19 protein-coding genes and 2 pseudogenes are annotated in these 14,190 nt (G+C 52.7%); 9 read left to right on the top strand and 12 right to left on the bottom strand.

Annotation, left to right across the window (positions count from 1 at the left end):
- Positions 1-17: 17 nt before the first annotated feature.
- Positions 18-1,046, bottom strand: coding sequence for an SO_0444 family Cu/Zn efflux transporter (locus tag REH51_RS13055; protein WP_498936001.1), 1,029 nt, complete (start codon positions 1,044-1,046; stop codon positions 18-20).
- Between the two features lie 73 nt (positions 1,047-1,119).
- Here REH51_RS13055 and REH51_RS13050 point away from each other — a divergent pair, with 73 nt between their 5' ends.
- Both REH51_RS13050 and REH51_RS13045 read left to right on the top strand, forming a co-directional pair.
- Entirely contained in the window at positions 1,120-1,563 is a 444-nt protein-coding gene (locus tag REH51_RS13050; RefSeq protein WP_009722264.1) for a MerR family transcriptional regulator, read from the top strand.
- A 78-nt stretch (positions 1,564-1,641) separates the two neighbouring features.
- A complete protein-coding gene (locus REH51_RS13045) occupies positions 1,642-2,169 on the top strand; it encodes a hypothetical protein (protein WP_498935999.1) in 528 nt (175 codons plus the stop codon).
- 30 nt (positions 2,170-2,199) lie between these two features.
- Here REH51_RS13045 and REH51_RS13040 read toward each other — a convergent pair whose 3' ends face one another.
- Both REH51_RS13040 and REH51_RS13035 read right to left on the bottom strand, forming a co-directional pair.
- Entirely contained in the window at positions 2,200-2,991 is a 792-nt protein-coding gene (locus tag REH51_RS13040; RefSeq protein WP_009722262.1) for a PhzF family phenazine biosynthesis protein, read from the bottom strand.
- Between the two features lie 88 nt (positions 2,992-3,079).
- Positions 3,080-4,270: a multidrug effflux MFS transporter gene (locus REH51_RS13035; protein ID WP_498935997.1), complete on the bottom strand. Its 1,191-nt coding sequence runs from the start codon at positions 4,268-4,270 to the stop codon at positions 3,080-3,082.
- A 223-nt stretch (positions 4,271-4,493) separates the two neighbouring features.
- Between REH51_RS13035 and REH51_RS13030 the strand changes: the two genes are divergently transcribed.
- Positions 4,494-4,790, top strand: coding sequence for a DUF1330 domain-containing protein (locus tag REH51_RS13030; protein ID WP_009722259.1), 297 nt, complete (start codon positions 4,494-4,496; stop codon positions 4,788-4,790).
- 261 nt (positions 4,791-5,051) lie between these two features.
- On the opposite strand, the gene REH51_RS13025 is transcribed toward REH51_RS13030, so the two are convergent.
- Together REH51_RS13025 and REH51_RS13020 are read right to left on the bottom strand one after the other, a co-directional pair.
- Positions 5,052-5,252, bottom strand: coding sequence for a DUF808 family protein (locus REH51_RS13025; protein ID WP_009722258.1), 201 nt, complete (start codon positions 5,250-5,252; stop codon positions 5,052-5,054).
- A 146-nt stretch (positions 5,253-5,398) separates the two neighbouring features.
- Entirely contained in the window at positions 5,399-6,532 is a 1,134-nt protein-coding gene (locus tag REH51_RS13020) for a Fic family protein (protein WP_009722257.1), read from the bottom strand.
- Positions 6,533-6,686: 154 nt separating this feature from the next.
- On the opposite strand from REH51_RS13020, the gene REH51_RS13015 reads away from it, so the two are divergent.
- Positions 6,687-6,935: a type II toxin-antitoxin system ParD family antitoxin gene (locus REH51_RS13015; RefSeq protein WP_009722256.1), complete on the top strand. Its 249-nt coding sequence runs from the start codon at positions 6,687-6,689 to the stop codon at positions 6,933-6,935.
- Positions 6,935-7,234, top strand: coding sequence for a type II toxin-antitoxin system RelE/ParE family toxin (locus tag REH51_RS13010; protein ID WP_009722255.1), 300 nt, complete (start codon positions 6,935-6,937; stop codon positions 7,232-7,234). Before REH51_RS13015 ends, REH51_RS13010 begins: the two co-directional genes overlap by 1 nt.
- Before the next feature lie 186 nt (positions 7,235-7,420).
- Here REH51_RS13010 and REH51_RS13005 read toward each other — a convergent pair.
- From REH51_RS13005 to REH51_RS12990, 4 genes and pseudogenes are all read right to left on the bottom strand, one after another.
- A pseudogene (locus REH51_RS13005) lies at positions 7,421-8,281 on the bottom strand (nucleotidyl transferase AbiEii/AbiGii toxin family protein); the annotation flags it as partial.
- 48 nt (positions 8,282-8,329) lie between these two features.
- Positions 8,330-9,142, bottom strand: coding sequence for a type IV toxin-antitoxin system AbiEi family antitoxin domain-containing protein (locus REH51_RS13000; RefSeq protein ID WP_498935995.1), 813 nt, complete (start codon positions 9,140-9,142; stop codon positions 8,330-8,332).
- A 162-nt stretch (positions 9,143-9,304) separates the two neighbouring features.
- Positions 9,305-9,499: a DUF4357 domain-containing protein gene (locus tag REH51_RS12995; protein WP_009722252.1), complete on the bottom strand. Its 195-nt coding sequence runs from the start codon at positions 9,497-9,499 to the stop codon at positions 9,305-9,307.
- A pseudogene (locus REH51_RS12990) lies at positions 9,460-9,849 on the bottom strand (DUF808 family protein). Before REH51_RS12990 ends, REH51_RS12995 begins: the two are co-directional and overlap by 40 nt.
- Positions 9,850-10,121: 272 nt before the next feature.
- On the opposite strand from REH51_RS12990, the gene REH51_RS12985 reads away from it, so the two are divergent.
- Positions 10,122-10,370: a type II toxin-antitoxin system ParD family antitoxin gene (locus REH51_RS12985; protein WP_009722250.1), complete on the top strand. Its 249-nt coding sequence runs from the start codon at positions 10,122-10,124 to the stop codon at positions 10,368-10,370.
- On the top strand, positions 10,370-10,669 hold the full coding sequence (locus REH51_RS12980) for a type II toxin-antitoxin system RelE/ParE family toxin (RefSeq protein ID WP_498935993.1): 300 nt from the start codon (positions 10,370-10,372) through the stop codon (positions 10,667-10,669). The genes REH51_RS12985 and REH51_RS12980 overlap by 1 nt, the downstream gene beginning before the upstream one ends.
- Here REH51_RS12980 and REH51_RS12975 read toward each other — a convergent pair whose 3' ends face one another.
- Both REH51_RS12975 and REH51_RS12970 read right to left on the bottom strand, forming a co-directional pair.
- Positions 10,670-11,368 (bottom strand): LysR family transcriptional regulator substrate-binding protein, encoded by a 699-nt coding sequence (locus REH51_RS12975; protein ID WP_009722248.1) that lies wholly within the window; start codon positions 11,366-11,368, stop codon positions 10,670-10,672.
- A complete protein-coding gene (locus REH51_RS12970) occupies positions 11,358-11,573 on the bottom strand; it encodes a helix-turn-helix domain-containing protein (protein ID WP_009722247.1) in 216 nt (71 codons plus the stop codon). The genes REH51_RS12975 and REH51_RS12970 overlap by 11 nt, the downstream gene beginning before the upstream one ends.
- A 144-nt stretch (positions 11,574-11,717) precedes the next feature.
- On the opposite strand from REH51_RS12970, the gene REH51_RS12965 reads away from it, so the two are divergent.
- Both REH51_RS12965 and REH51_RS12960 read left to right on the top strand, forming a co-directional pair.
- A complete protein-coding gene (locus tag REH51_RS12965) occupies positions 11,718-12,143 on the top strand; it encodes an EamA family transporter (RefSeq protein WP_009722246.1) in 426 nt (141 codons plus the stop codon).
- A gap of 88 nt (positions 12,144-12,231) precedes the next feature.
- A complete protein-coding gene (locus tag REH51_RS12960; RefSeq protein WP_234667875.1) occupies positions 12,232-12,417 on the top strand; it encodes a hypothetical protein in 186 nt (61 codons plus the stop codon).
- Between the two features lie 102 nt (positions 12,418-12,519).
- Here the strand turns inward: REH51_RS12960 and REH51_RS12955 are convergent, their stop codons facing one another.
- The gene (locus REH51_RS12955; protein ID WP_498937755.1) at positions 12,520-14,190 is read right to left on the bottom strand and encodes an ADP-ribosylglycohydrolase family protein; all 1,671 of its coding nucleotides are present in this window, start codon (positions 14,188-14,190) and stop codon (positions 12,520-12,522) included.

The following is a 14,190-nucleotide window of genomic DNA, read 5'->3' as shown; positions in this document are numbered from 1 at the left end:
TTAGTGGATAAAGCGACCTAAAACCCCAACAACCGCTTACGAACAGGACGAATAGAGAACAGTACCAGCGCGCCTAAAGCCAGCCATTCAGCAAACGCGGGTAGCAGTTCCTGAACTTGGTTCGCCTGTTGAACCGGGTCCCAACCCGTCATCGCCAGCCCTTGATCAAACCCCCAGCCAATCAGCACAGTCACCAGCAGAATGCTGCCCAGATAAACCACCAATGCTTGGCTTCCAAACTCACGACGCAGAATGGCCAGGGTTGCCAGGCTCGTCACAGGGCCAGCAAGTAGAAAGACTAACGCCATCCCCGGCGAAATGCCCGCCAATAGTAAACCAGCGGCAACTGGGGTAGCTGCGGTAGCACAGATATACAAGGGAATACCGATGACTGCCATGAGAAGTAACGCCAATAAACCACCCGAAAAACCTACCAGAGTTTCCGGCGGCACAAAGGTAACCAGTACCCCCGCCAGCAATAAACCGGCAAACATCCAACTGCTGATGTCATCCAATAAATCACTAAAGGCATACTTCAACCCTGCGATTCCCCCCGCCGACTCAGTAGCATGTGCGTTAGCGTTGCCATCGTCACAGCCTTTTGATGCACAGCAACTGCTAACGGGGGTGGTTTTCGGCAGTGCTGTTTGGCCGGTAAAGCCCACTAAAATGCCTGTCACTATCGCCGTTACCAAGGCTCCCAGCACCCGCGCCAGCGCCATTAATGGGCCTAATAGCACACTGGTGATGAGCATTGAATCCACTCCAACGCCGGGGGTACTAACCAGAAAAGATGTGGTTGGCCCACGACCCGCCCCACCCCGGTGCAGCGCCAGCGCGGTGGGAATCGCCCCACACGAACACAGCGGCAGCGGCATACCAATCACCGCTGCGCGTAAAATGCTGCCCAGCCCACGCCCCCCCATCCAACGCTGTAATAAGTGCTCTGGCATTAATGCCTTAATTAATCCCGCAATCACCAATCCCAGCATTAGCCAGGGCGCAGCACTTAGCGCAATGCTCAACAGCTCATTGATCAGACTCATCGTCGGTTACCTGCTTGTTAGCCAAGAGAATAACGACTAGCCTAAACCCTGTAATCGTTACAGGGTCAAGCCGATGAAACGCCACTATCGTATTGGGGAAGTTGCCAGCCGAACCGGATGCTCGCCGGAAAGCATTCGCCATTATGAAAAATTGGGATTACTGGCACCGCCACAGCGGGGTGAGCAAGGCTACCGGTCTTATGATCAGGCCGCACTAGAACGCATTGGTTTTATTCGCCATGGCCGCAGCCTAGGGTTAGACCTGCACAGTATTCAGGAACTGCTAGCGCTTTCCGACAACCCCGATACCGACTGCACCGCCGCCGATGACATCGCCAGCCGCCATCTACAACACCTGGAAGAGCGCATCGCTGCCTTACAAGCACTGGCAGGCGAACTGCGCCAAGTGGTTCACCAATGCCGAGGTGGAAAAACTGCCAACTGTCAGATCATTCAAACGCTGTATGACCACCAACCCACCTGCACCGAGCGGGGATGTGGAGAAGTCACAGCATAAGGGGCAGCCCCCGGCAACATCGAATTTCGCGCAGCCGTCGGCTACGGCTATGTCAGCATCGTAAAAAAGGAATGTCGCATGATTGAGACAAAGGAAGAACTCGACGCTATTAAAAAGTCATGCTATTCGATGGTGACCAAAAGTGCAGGTATCTCGGCGGGCACCGCCATCATTCCTATACCGGGACTGGATATTGGTTCAGACGTAGCCATCTTAATGCGCATAATTCCCAAAATTAATGCTCAGTTTGGATTATCCCCGGAGCAAATCGAAGGCCTTGATACCGAAACCAAGCTCTTTGTGATGACCGCCATTTCCAATACGGGAAGCAAGTTGGCCGGAAAATACATCACCAAGAAATTAATCATCATGCTGCTAAATAAGATGGGCGTTAAGGTCGCCGCCAAAGGAGTTTCTAAGTTTTTTCCCTTCATTGGCAGCGCCGTGGCAGGCAGGATTAGCTTTTCCGCCATGAAGTACATGGGCAACAGCCATATCGAAGATTGCTACAAAATTGCCTTGGCAACCCTGGAAAACAAGCAACTGCCCCGCGCGGCTGAGCCTGCGACCTTTATCCCTGCCAACGACCCCACTAATCTCCATTAGCGAATGACCGACGACGCCAGCTCTGGCCCGTCACTGTGGTGGCAGCGTAATCACCCCTTTCATGTAAGGCGCAACGCGGCCTTTGATAATGACGCGTTCGCCTTCTACCACGCAGCTCAGCGCACCTTTACGGGCACCACCCTGGCGTGCGGTAAACTGCTGCTTGCCTAACCGCTTCGCCCAATAAGGCGCAAGCGAGGTATGCGCAGAACCGGTAACGGGATCTTCTTCCACGCCCACCTTAGGGCCAAACCAGCGAGAGACAATATCCACATCGCTGCCTTTCGCAGTAACGACAATGCCGCGGCCTGGAAGGCGCTTCAATTGCTGCATGTCCGGCGTTAGCGCTTCAATCAACTGCGCATCGTTAACCACCACCACGATATCGTCAGACATCAGCAGCTCTTCGATCTCGTTAATCCCTAGCGCTGCCTTTACCTCAGCCACCATCGTTAAGGGTTCAGTTGCCTTCGCAGGGAAATCCATCGCCAGTTCGTCGCCGTCACGCTGCACTAAAAGCTGCCCGCTGCGGGTCTCGAAATGCAGCGTTTCAGCGTTATCGCCCAGCGCATTAAAAATCACCCACGCCGCCGCCAGCGTGGCATGGCCACATAAATCCACTTCCACCGAAGGGGTAAACCAGCGCAGGTGATAACCAGACTCAGTCTGCACAAAAAAAGCAGTTTCAGAGAGATTGCTCTCTGTGGCTATCGCCTGCAACAACGCATCATCCAGCCACGCTTCCAGCGGGCAAACCGCCGCAGGGTTACCTTCAAACGGCTTAGAGGCAAATGCATCTACTTGGTAAAGATCAATGTTCATTACAGCCAGCCTTTTCTAATGTCATGGGTCATTATGTTTTAGATAACACGAGGCTTTTGGCAAGGACACGCCACCTAACCTAAGGCGCCTAAGCAGAGGCACGCCCTTTGATAATAGAGCGGGCAAGCATCAGATACGCCACCGAGCCACAGGCGGCCATGGCCAGAATGACCGCTTCAAGCGTATGCGGCAACATAGCGGACAATGCGCTCAAAAGCCCAGCAACACCGAACTGAGCTGCGCCCAGAAGCGCTGCGGCCGTTCCACTACTGGTGGGAAAGAACTCCAAAAAGCAGACCTGAATATTTGGCGAGATCGCCCCTATCGAGCCAATGGTCAGCATCATGGCGAGCAAGAAGGCGTAAAGCGGCCACTCCATAAAGGTAGCCATCACCAAAAATAGTATGCCGACTCCCTGACAGCCCGTTGCCAACTGCAGGATACGCAGCGACGGCAACCTGGAAAGCAGTATTCGATTGAGAATATTGAAGATAAGCATGGCGACGATATTCGCCGCAAACAGCATCGAAAAAGCCGAGGGCGACTGGCTGAAATGCCCCTGATAAATAAATGACGCATAGGTGATAAACATCATCAGGGTAGAAAAAGAGGCAGCCTGCCAAACGATGAACGGCAGGGCCGGTTTTGTCGAAAGAACCAGCTTGTAACGCGCCAGCAGGCTCATCTTAGGGCTTTTCACGCGAGACACCTTGCCCGTACCGGTAAAGAGCACCCGCACCAACAACGGCACCAGCAGCACCGCGTATACCGCCAAGGCGAAAAAGATAGTGTGCCAGGAACCAAACGCCAGAATAGCGCTGCCTACACTCGGCGCAATACCCGGGGCCAGCACCATGATCAAGCCCATCATCGAAAATAGTTTCGCGGCCTCGCGGCCTGACACCCTGTCACGCACCAGCGCCGGCACCGATACCAGGGTACAACCGGCGCCAAGGGCCTGCACGGCTCGCCCGACGAGCAGCGTATTTAAGGAATCCGCCATACCAATGACAATGCTTGAGAGCGCAAAAATCGCCAGGCCGCTCATCAACACCCGCTGACGCCCGAAGCGGTCTGAAAGCGCACCGCCGATTAACTGACCAAACGCCATCGCGAGTATATACACTGAAACGCTCAGTGATACCGCCTGCTGAGAACCCCCCAGCGATTCGCCGATAACCGGAAAGGCCGGCAGGTACGTATCCATGGAAAACGGGCCCAGCATCATGGTCAATGCCAAGCTCAGTACCACAATGAAAGGTGTTTTAGATTGGGTCATAGAAGCTCGCGGTAAAAGGCCATAATGATGGACAGCATCACCAATATGATACCGACAGATGCTAACAAGGCAATCGAATAGGTAGGTGGCTTGCTAATGGGGCTTTGGGAGCAAGGTTTTGAGAGCAGGGGTTTGAGAGCAAGGTTTTGAGAGCAAGTGGACAGCGCCCAACCAACAACAGGTATGATTGCATAGCGCATTGAATACCTACGAGGAGAGCCGAATGCCCGCCTACATCGTACTAACCCGTGAACACACTCACGACAACGAAGAAATGAAGCGCTACAGCGAAAAGGCCAAAGCCGCCCGCGAAGGCCACGACCCACAACCACTCGCCTTTTATGGTGATTTTGAGGTGCTAGAAGGAAGCGCCATGGAAGGTGCGGTGATTCTACGCTTCCCCGATATGGCCGCCGCCCGCGCCTGGTACGAAAGCCCCGCCTATCAGGAAGCCCGCAAACACCGTTTCCAGGGTGCCGACTATCGCGTGTTTATTGTTGATGGCTTAGAAACAGCGTAACTCTTAGCTCTCATATCCTTAGTGCTCACCACGCTTTCAAACTTGCCCCGAAGTCATCCATGAGCCGATTACTCAGCCTATTCAGCTCATATTGCGAGCCGAATAAGATATATGTTCGGCTCATGGGTGACGTGAGGGAGTTATTTCAGATGACAAAAGAAGCCGAATGGGCAAACGCAATGGCACATCGGCAGCGCTACTGGTGGGCTAAAAACCAGCTTGTGGCAAAACCAGCTTATTGCGGATCGACCCCAGCGCGATCTATTTCACAACCGCCAGTTCACGCTCCTCTGTCCCCCCCTGCAAATACTGCGGCGTCACTGCCGTATCATCCACCACCACCCCGGCCGCCTTAGCCGTCGCACGCCCAGCGGCAGCGCTCACATCATCCAGTGATGCTGCGGTCAACTTCGCCAATGCGGCAATGTCATCCAGTAATCCTATCAAGCCACCTATGGCCATGGATGCTTCCTCCGTGAATTACAGGTGCTGATAGTAAAGCATACAGCGGGTGAGTTACCTTCAAAGTGCTTTGAGGCAAAGGCATTCACTTGCTATAGGTCGATTTTCATTGCAAGCGATATGGCCTCACTGACAAAGTCCACTGCTTACTGCGTACCTTTATAAGCTTGTCCAAGTAACACCGAATAACGCGTACTACGCCCGCCGCCGGGTAGCTTGTAGAGGCAACCTTTTTCCAGCAGCTCGGCCAAGTCCCGCGTTGCGGTGGCTTTGCTCACTTTGGCCAACGATTGGTACTTACGAGCATTGATGCCCTGCTCAAACTCCTCCCCCGCTGTATCCAACAAGCGGTTCAGCACCTTGATTTGCCGTTCGTTCAGCACAGTGGTGGCATGGCGCTGCCAGAAGGTGGCTTTCATTAACACACGGTCGATTCTTAACAGCGCCTGCTCAAGCGCCTCCTTCAGCGTGTCCAGAAACCACAACAACCACGGCGTAATATCTAGGCTGCCCTTCTGAGCGCTTTCGAGGTGATCGTAGTAGGCGTGGCGGCGCGCCATGATGGCCGCGCTCAAGGAATAGAACCGCACGGATTGACGCTCTGCTTGCGCAAGCGCGCGATCGGTCACCGCACGGGTAACGCGACCGTTGCCGTCATCAAAGGGGTGTAAGGTAATCAACCATAGATGGGTTATGCCAGCGCGAACCAGCCCATCAAGCCCCTGAGGCGGCTGGTTGAACCAAGTAATAAAGGCATCCAGCTCAGCCTCCAACTGCCCACGGGGTGGCGCTTCAAAATGAACGGTAGGCCGATCAAGCCTCCCCGACACCACTTGCATGGGGTGATCCCCACGCAGCTCGCCTACTCGTACATTGCCAAGCAAACCGGGGCCTTGCACAAACAGCATGGACTGCCAAAGGCACAGCCACTCATGGGTAAGCGGCTCATCCAATTGACGCGTGGATTGCAGCAACAGTTCTATCAGCGCCTCGGATTCTGGTGTTGTTCTGCCAGCTATACCGGCCTGCTCAATGCCCAACTGGCGAGCAACGGAAGACCTCACAGAGCCAACGTCCAGACGCTCACCTTCGATTTCGCTGGTACGAATAGCATTCTGGATCAGCGCATCCATCTCCACGTCCAGTTCAGCCTGACCGTGGGCCGCCTCGGTTTTACCCAGCACCCGGCCCTGCAGTAGCCGCACGGCGTCCAGCGTAGGCCGCAGAACGGATTCATCCCACTCAAAATGCGGCCAGTTGCGCTGTTCCCAGATATACATGAGCCGATCACCCCGCCTATTCAGATCATATTATGAGCCGATTATGAATTATATTCAGCTCATAGGCTAGTCAGAGAGCTTTTGAGGAGTCTTGTCTTTCTTGTCAAACATACCTATATTCATATTTGTTACTTTTGAATATAGGAAGAGAATCATGGCTACGACCAGTCTTAGCTTAGGGGAGCACTGGGAAGTCTTTATCAGAAACGAGGTCGCCAGCGGACGCTACGGCTCCGCAAGTGAAGTTGTGCGTGATGCGTTACGTGCAATGGAAGAGCGCAAAAGCAAACTTGAAGCGCTTAGAGCTCACTTAGCCCAAGGCGCAGAGCAAGCGAGAGCAGGTGAATTCGTGGATGATTTTTCGATGGATGCATTAATCAACGATTTGGATAGTGAAACGTAATGCTCAGCTTCCGTATCACGCCAAGGGCAAGAGACGATTTAAAAAATATCGGCCGCTATACGGAGTGGCAATGGGGCAAAAACCAACGAAATACCTATTTGAAGAATTTTGAAAAACGGTTTCACTGGCTCGCAGAAAATCCCCACCTGGGAAAGCACCGCTCGGATGTTAGCGAGGGTTATTACAGCTACCCTCAGGGCCAGCACGTTATCTTTTATCTAATCGGCCAGGAATGCATTGAAATCATTGGCATTCCTCACAAAGAGATGGATATCGTTTCATATTTTCTGCCTGAATGAGCCAAAATAGTTTAACGACTGCCCTGCTTAAATGTTTGCCAAGCGTACGTCCTGATTGGATAACGCCTCCTCTTTTTTGTGCAGAGTCAGTTGCCGAGTTACCTTTTACAATACCAGACGCTGACGGGGTGTATCAGTGACCGGTGCGTAGTGCTCAATTCACCATACTGAAGGCTCTCGATGGAGTCAGTTCGGAGGAAGCCGCGTCAAAGCTTGTTCTAATTGAAGCCTATCTGCCCGACGCTTATCCTCGGAACGCCGCCCCAGGTTCTGCAACTTGCGCTTAACGCCGGGTAGTTCGAGAGCCTGAGGCAGCCCAATCAGTTCGAAATCCGGCTGCTCATCTTCGACGGAAAACAGAAACGCTTGAGAAGGCTCATCCATCCACTCAGCAATGCGCATCAGTAGCCTCTTCCGATATTCCAATAGCTCATGCGCAGCGACGTGCGCCGCCGTCATGCCCTTAAAATGCGCCTGAAAAATGTCTTCAAAGTCCCTAGGTATCTGCGGCTCAAGCATTTCCCAAGCAGGTTTTGGACTACACGTCAGGTAAACCAAAAAGGTGTACCACAGCGCCTTATCGGCTCGTTCATCATCCAGCAATAGTCCTACATCAAATAGGTCACGTGGATGCTGACGCGATAATGCTGCTGCCAGTTTCCCTGCATAGAGATCGGCAAAATTCAGCACTTGTGCGGAAGCGAATCCAAACGCGTCCTCTACCACAGGCCGAACATCCATCTCACGCACTGGATGCACCGTTCCACGCATGACTGGCGTGGTCTCAATCTGTACCAGCGACCTTCCGCGCCTGACAATCAGTCTCGTGCTACCTTGACTACCCTGGCTCGCCGATGGTTGCACATGCATTGTTTTTGATTGAATTCGTAATGTATCAGCCAGCGCTGTCAGCGCCTTATCAATCGCAGCGGCATCCTCGGCGAAACCGTGGGCCGGCAACCAGGTAAGATCGATATCCACCGATAACCGAGGTAGATCATGCTCGAACAGATTGATCGCCGTTCCGCCTTTCAATGCAAAGCGCGGCTCTACGGGAGAATATCTACCAGCAGCTGTACGCGGTCGGTGTAGCGTTTATCCCAAGTGCTCATCCAAGTCCCTCGGTAGCGTGATCTGATAAATCGGGTGCAAACGTCCTCCGGGTATCAGCACGCGTTTGCCACTGCCGAGATCCACCTCATCCAACGATAGGCGACGCAACCACGCATGCTGGTATCGATCCGCCAAGGCGAGAAACAGGCGTTTGGCCTTGATACTGTTGCAATGGCGCAGCAACGCCGTCATGCGCTTTGGGCTCAGTGTTGCCAAGCTCTGCATAAGCGCATCGGCTTCATAGACCATCGCCGCGCAGGTGGGGCTATCGCACAGTTCCAGTATCGCGCGCTCCGGTGTCGAACAAACGATGGTTCCCGCACCAGAAAGCATCTCTTGCCGTTTCAGCCCCTGCTCGAGTAAGTGATCCTTTTGAGAATCTGCAGTAAACGGCCAAACAAAGGGAGGCTTGCCGCAGAATACAAATCTCTCAGGCAGAGCCAACTGGCTCAGCCAACCTGGTGGCCGAGTAGTCCCGTAAAGCGTTATCGTGGCAGGTTCGCCCAGCCGCAGATAGTGTTCGTACCCATGCATTGCCAGCGCGAAGCGCCCACCAACGTATAACGCCAAGCCCTCACGCTCTTGCAGGCTTCGCAGTACGCCCTGCCACTGTAGCCGCCCTCCTTTTCTCAGATAGACGCCACGCGCCGGTGACACCAGCCAACCGCTGGAGACATAGCGCGCCACAAGGCTTCTCGAATAGCCATGCGCCTGCAGCCAGCGACTGGAGACTAAATCCGTATCTTCCAGGCTAGCTAACAGATGGTTTATCTTCGATGGTTTTTGTTCACTCATAGTGAACATATTACGGCTTTGGGTAACCTTGTCCAGTGAATACGAGGTTTACCTGAAATAAATTTTGATCACTATTAGTGAGCTTATTTAAGAATCATTGAACTCAACAACCAAGATGCCGAGTGCTTGACCGATGGGCACCACCAATACTTAAATGTTTGCCTAGCACGCCTTTTGAGTAGCCTTCAGGGCTTTACCACTCTCACCTTTCCAGACGAATCGGCCATTGGCGCTTCCGCCGACCAGTACACCTGCCGCTGTTGAAGGGGATGAAAAACGAAAATACTGCGTGAATAACAGCTTTCCAGCCAGCGGTGCTAACACGCCGCGTTCTTGCCAAAGCTGGCGCTCGCGCACGTAGCCGTGAATAGCAACTGTCTTCTCCGCACCCTCTCAAAGGCTAGGTAGGTGCCACCCACCAGCAGGATGATCGGCAATAGCGCGGGCAAAAAGTGATAGAGCAGCAGCGCCAAAACCAGCTTATTGCGGATCGACCCCAGCGCGATCTATTTCACAATCGCCAGTTCACGCTCCGCTGTCCCCCCCTGCAAATATTGCGGCGTCACCGCCGTATCATCCACCACCACCCCGGCCGCCTTCGCCGTTGCTCGCCCAGCGGCGGCACTCACATCGTCCAATGATGCTGCGGCCAACTTTGCCAATGCGGCAATGTCATCCAGTAACCCTATCAAGCCGCCTATGGCCATGGGTGATTCCTTCGTGAATAACAGGTGCTGATAGTAACGCACATAGCTACTGAGTTACCTGAAAATGGATTTTAGACGCTGCTTAAACACCTCGCTCAAGGGGCTGAACAAGTGAGTACCGGGGATTTCGTGGACGATTTTCCGATGGATGCCTTAATCGGATAGAGAATCGTGACTACACAGAAAGGACAGTCACTTGGGCTGCCCTCTTGTCATTCTTGCCAGCCATACCTATATTCATATTTGTTACTTTTGAACATAGGAAGCACATCATGGCAACGACCAGTCTTAGCCTAGGGGAGCACTGGGAAGTCTTTATCAAAAACGAAGTCGCCAGTGGCCGCTACGGCTCCGCAAGTGAGGTTGTGCGTGATGCGCTACGCTCCATGGAGGAACGCAAAAGTAAACTTGAGGCGCTACGTACACATCTAGCCCAAGGTGCCAAGCAGGCTAGCGCCGGTGAATTCGTGGACGATTTCTCAATGGATGCATTAATCAACGACTTGGATAGCGAAACGTAATGCCCAGGTTCCGTATCACACCGAGAGCAAGAGACGATTTAAAAGATATCGGTCGCTATACGGAATGGCAGTGGGGCAAGAACCAACGGAATACCTATCTAAGGGATTTTGAAAAACGGTTTCACTGGCTCCCAGAAAATCCCCTGCTAGGAAAACATCGCTCGGATATCAGCGAGGGTTATTACAGCTACCCCCAGGGCCAGCACGTTATCTTTTACCTGATTGGCCAAGGGTGCATTGAGATAATCGGCATTCCTCATAAAGAGATGGCTATCGTCTCTTATTTTCTGCCTGGTTGATCACCAACACTCCTTCAAGAACTGCTTACCCACGGGATTAAGCGGCTGCCGTTTAGGCCAAAAGGCAATCAGGTTCCGGTCGCGCCTTGGTGATAGCGGCCGCGTCACTACGTTAGCCGTTGGCTTATTGCTTAAAGCCAAGGTAGGAACCAAGCTAACACCGACATCGCCAGCAACCATCTGCAATAACGTCCACGTATCGCGCACACAAAAATCGACCTGGAAGGTATCAACCTCCTCCAACGAGTGAGCAAATATCTGCTGGATCAGCGCCTCACAACCGCCTGACGACATTATAAGGGGGTGTTCCGCTAGTTCCGCCACCGTGACGCTGGCTTCTTTACTGAGTGGATGGCTTTCAGGCAGCACGGCAACAATCTCGTCCTTCTTTAATAGCTGCCACTCAAAGTTCTCAAGCCAGTAGGTGAGGTTCAACTGGGTGACATCGGTTGTGACGCCCATGTTGATCACGCCGCTTTCCACCCACTCCTTTATTTCCTCTTCTATGCCTTCCAGAACAAGGCTGATGGCATCCGGGTAGCGGCTCGTGAAGCTCGCAAGCTGAGGCGACAACCAGCCAGATAACGCGCTGAGAATAACGCCAATTTTCAGCGCTTCATCCGCCTCGTTATGAAACTGCTCCACCTGCTGGTTTAATACCTGAAGCTCACCTACCACCTTTCTGGCGCTAGTAAGCACTAACTCTCCTAGCGCAGTGGTCACCAGCCCTTCTGGGCTTTTTAATCAGCGGGCCACCCGCTAGCTTCTCCAGTGCTTGCATGGAATGACTCACCCCCGACTGGCTGACGCCAAGGCGCTCCGCCGCATGGGTATAAGACTGCGCTTCCGCCACGGCAAGCAGCGCGCGAAGTTGGGCAATGGAGATATCCGCCCCTCTGATCATCACAACTCCTCATAGCGACCATGACCTAATCGAGTTTCTAGCCGCATGTTAGCGGCTTCTATGCTGGCCCTTCCCTTATCATCGTGACCAAGAGCCCGCATATCTATCGCCCTTGCGCTAAGCGCCATGGTGCTACTCGGCAGTATGCATTTTATCAATGGTTTACTCGCCCGTTTTTACCCGCCGCTTAATATTGCGTTTTACACTCATCTGGGCGGCGCGCTTGTCCGTTTTGCAGGCGCACTGCTCTTTTCCACCTGGGAGCCGCACGTGTGGATATGGGGCACGCTGGTGGGCATCGGCTCCGCCCTTGGGGCGTGGCTGCTTTACCAGGATTATCGCGGGCGCCCCTTCGCCATCGTGGTGCCTGTTAGCGCTGTCGCAATGGTCACTATTGCCCTCGGGCTTTCGCTGATTTTCCTGGGCGAGCGACCCAATGGCTGGGTATGGCTAGGCGTGATGATTGCCCTACCCGCCATCTGGTTAACGGCGGGCGGGGGTAAGCCGAACAAAGCGCGGATGAATAGCGGCACCAGAGAGGGCCTGCTATTGGGTTTAGACGCGGATTAGGGTTTGCCTTGCAACTTCATTTCCTTGGCCAAGTGCCTGAGCAAAGCGCTTTCTATGGGATCGCCCTCTGCATGCTCAGCGGCGCTATATGTTGTCTGCCCATTTATCAACACCACACCCAACACGAAAGCGCTTTCCAGTGCTGGCAACCGCAGCGGGTGATATTAGTGCACTGGGGCTAACGCTGTATTCGTTATCGCAGGAAGGTGAGCTTGCCATTATCAGCATCGTGATTGTGTCGATGTACCGATACCAGTTGTGTTTTGCTCGCTGATGCGCAAGGAAAGGGTAGCAAAACCAGTATGATCGGGTAGTACTTCCAATTGCTGCGAATATACTGATTGTGGCGTGCAGAAACAGCTGCATTTGACACAAATCATTTCCGGCGTCTTTTAACTCGCGCTTCATATGCGGTCAGAACATTAGAGGTCAAAGCAATACCACGCTCTACAAAGTCATTACCCCCTTCATCAACTTGTTGGAGCAGCGCTTGACCTATCATTTCAGGCGAAACCCCGCCGCCTATAATTTTCTGTAACATCTCGTTTAGAGTAAGCCCTTCTAAACCAGAAGTGACGACCTTTCCATGGCCATCATTTGATACTTTCTGTCCTTCATCCTGTTCGAACAAGTCTCGTAGTCTGTCTGGGGGTTCAGCAGCGAAGCGGCTCTCTGATTTTTCAAGGTTCAATTCGTTGGAGACTCTCTCCCGAGCTATATTACGAGGCTCTGAGCGGGATCGCACCAGAATGGTCTGCCCAAAAAAAAGACGGACCCAGCCAATCAAGTCGCCACTGATCTTTGCAACTGGTGAAGAGGAAATTGCTTCGATACGGTCTATTCCATTCAACCATAGATGTCCGTCGATAATGCCAATTGAATCAACGGCAGCCCTTGCAGGCTTCCAAGACCTGAGATTTGGATAGCGAAAGGACGATGCTTCACCCCCTTTCGCTATTAGTGTGAGTCGTTCAGCTTCAACCCGAATATAATCTCTGTCCTGAACTGCCCCTTCGCATTCTTGATCGGTACAAGACCCTATAATCGCCCCCGCCATCGTTGCGATCGAGTCGGTATCCGATCCAAAAACATTGACAATTTTTAGTAGAGCATCTTTGGGGGCTGAAGTATCAGCGAGCAAGCTTACAAAGGAAGCAAGTATTGCTGTCTTTGTACCCGATCCTCGTGAAGACGGCGTAAGCCCTCCAAGCGCATTAACCGCTTGAGGATAAACATCTTCAAGTATGCCTTCACCAAGTGGTTCAAGTATGTTGATATCATCCAACATCTCTTGGACTACCTGCGCGACTGCCTCTTCGAACGATATCTTATTGCACCCTGACCAAACACTTAGCCAAAACATGCGAAGATCGCCATCATTATTTACGACATCCACAACTGATCGTAATTGATTAACCATTACTTTTAGCTCTGCTAGATTAGCGGCTCCGCCGTTCAATAACGCGAAGCTAAGAGAACTAGCATGAAAACAAGCCCCTACTATTCCTCGGACATGCCCATGAGTACATACAGAGTTTCTAATGACATCCAGAAAAATACTGTTTAAATTGTGAAGATCCGGCGCAGCCCAAACATGTGGCTGTATGCGCATGGCAGCACCGTTTCCTCCAACACTAATATAGGTCGCTTTTTTGCTATCAAAAAAGTTTGAATACCAAGTAGCTGACGTTCGAGCGAGGTTCGACGCCGCCTCCTTCGATCCAACCCCAGCCCCTAGGGCATAATTCGCCCATGCCGGTAACTCAACTTTCGCGAACGCAGCAACATTGAATGCCCCGTCGCCACGAATTGCTCGCGACGTAGCTAGACGCAACTGCGTATCATCTGAATACGTACCGGCAGGCAGCTCTACTTTTACTCCACTGTACCCACCGACTTTTCTCTTCCAAGGTACAGTGTCTTGAACTTCATCCGCCCCAATGCGGTATTGCACACGACTAGCATCCGCAAGCTCTGTCATAAATCCAAGTGCGTCACCATATGCAGCCCATTCAGCAGATAACCTGTTCTGTTTTTTGCGATCCAT

The sequence above is a fragment of the Halomonas bluephagenesis genome, from assembly GCF_054790765.1.
The sequence above is the reverse complement of the archived record's forward strand: the minus strand, read 5'-3'. Positions and strand labels throughout refer to the sequence as shown.

Coding starts and splice junctions, on each gene's coding strand:
- REH51_RS13020 (WP_009722257.1), bottom strand. CDS start 6,532: ATGTATATCTGGGAACAGCGCAACTGGCCGCATTTTGAGTGGGATGAA.
- REH51_RS13010 (WP_009722255.1), top strand. CDS start 6,935: ATGCTCAGCTTCCGTATCACGCCAAGGGCAAGAGACGATTTAAAAAAT.
- REH51_RS12960 (WP_234667875.1), top strand. CDS start 12,232: ATGTTGTCTGCCCATTTATCAACACCACACCCAACACGAAAGCGCTTT.
- REH51_RS13015 (WP_009722256.1), top strand. CDS start 6,687: ATGGCTACGACCAGTCTTAGCTTAGGGGAGCACTGGGAAGTCTTTATC.
- REH51_RS13030 (WP_009722259.1), top strand. CDS start 4,494: ATGCCCGCCTACATCGTACTAACCCGTGAACACACTCACGACAACGAA.
- REH51_RS13045 (WP_498935999.1), top strand. CDS start 1,642: ATGATTGAGACAAAGGAAGAACTCGACGCTATTAAAAAGTCATGCTAT.
- REH51_RS13050 (WP_009722264.1), top strand. CDS start 1,120: ATGAAACGCCACTATCGTATTGGGGAAGTTGCCAGCCGAACCGGATGC.
- REH51_RS13025 (WP_009722258.1), bottom strand. CDS start 5,252: ATGGCCATAGGTGGCTTGATAGGATTACTGGATGACATTGCCGCATTG.
- REH51_RS13040 (WP_009722262.1), bottom strand. CDS start 2,991: ATGAACATTGATCTTTACCAAGTAGATGCATTTGCCTCTAAGCCGTTT.
- REH51_RS12955 (WP_498937755.1), bottom strand. CDS start 14,190: ATGGATCGCAAAAAACAGAACAGGTTATCTGCTGAATGGGCTGCATAT.
- REH51_RS12980 (WP_498935993.1), top strand. CDS start 10,370: ATGCCCAGGTTCCGTATCACACCGAGAGCAAGAGACGATTTAAAAGAT.
- REH51_RS12970 (WP_009722247.1), bottom strand. CDS start 11,573: ATGATCAGAGGGGCGGATATCTCCATTGCCCAACTTCGCGCGCTGCTT.
- REH51_RS12965 (WP_009722246.1), top strand. CDS start 11,718: ATGCATTTTATCAATGGTTTACTCGCCCGTTTTTACCCGCCGCTTAAT.
- REH51_RS13055 (WP_498936001.1), bottom strand. CDS start 1,046: ATGAGTCTGATCAATGAGCTGTTGAGCATTGCGCTAAGTGCTGCGCCC.
- REH51_RS12985 (WP_009722250.1), top strand. CDS start 10,122: ATGGCAACGACCAGTCTTAGCCTAGGGGAGCACTGGGAAGTCTTTATC.
- REH51_RS13000 (WP_498935995.1), bottom strand. CDS start 9,142: ATGAGTGAACAAAAACCATCGAAGATAAACCATCTGTTAGCTAGCCTG.
- REH51_RS13035 (WP_498935997.1), bottom strand. CDS start 4,270: ATGACCCAATCTAAAACACCTTTCATTGTGGTACTGAGCTTGGCATTG.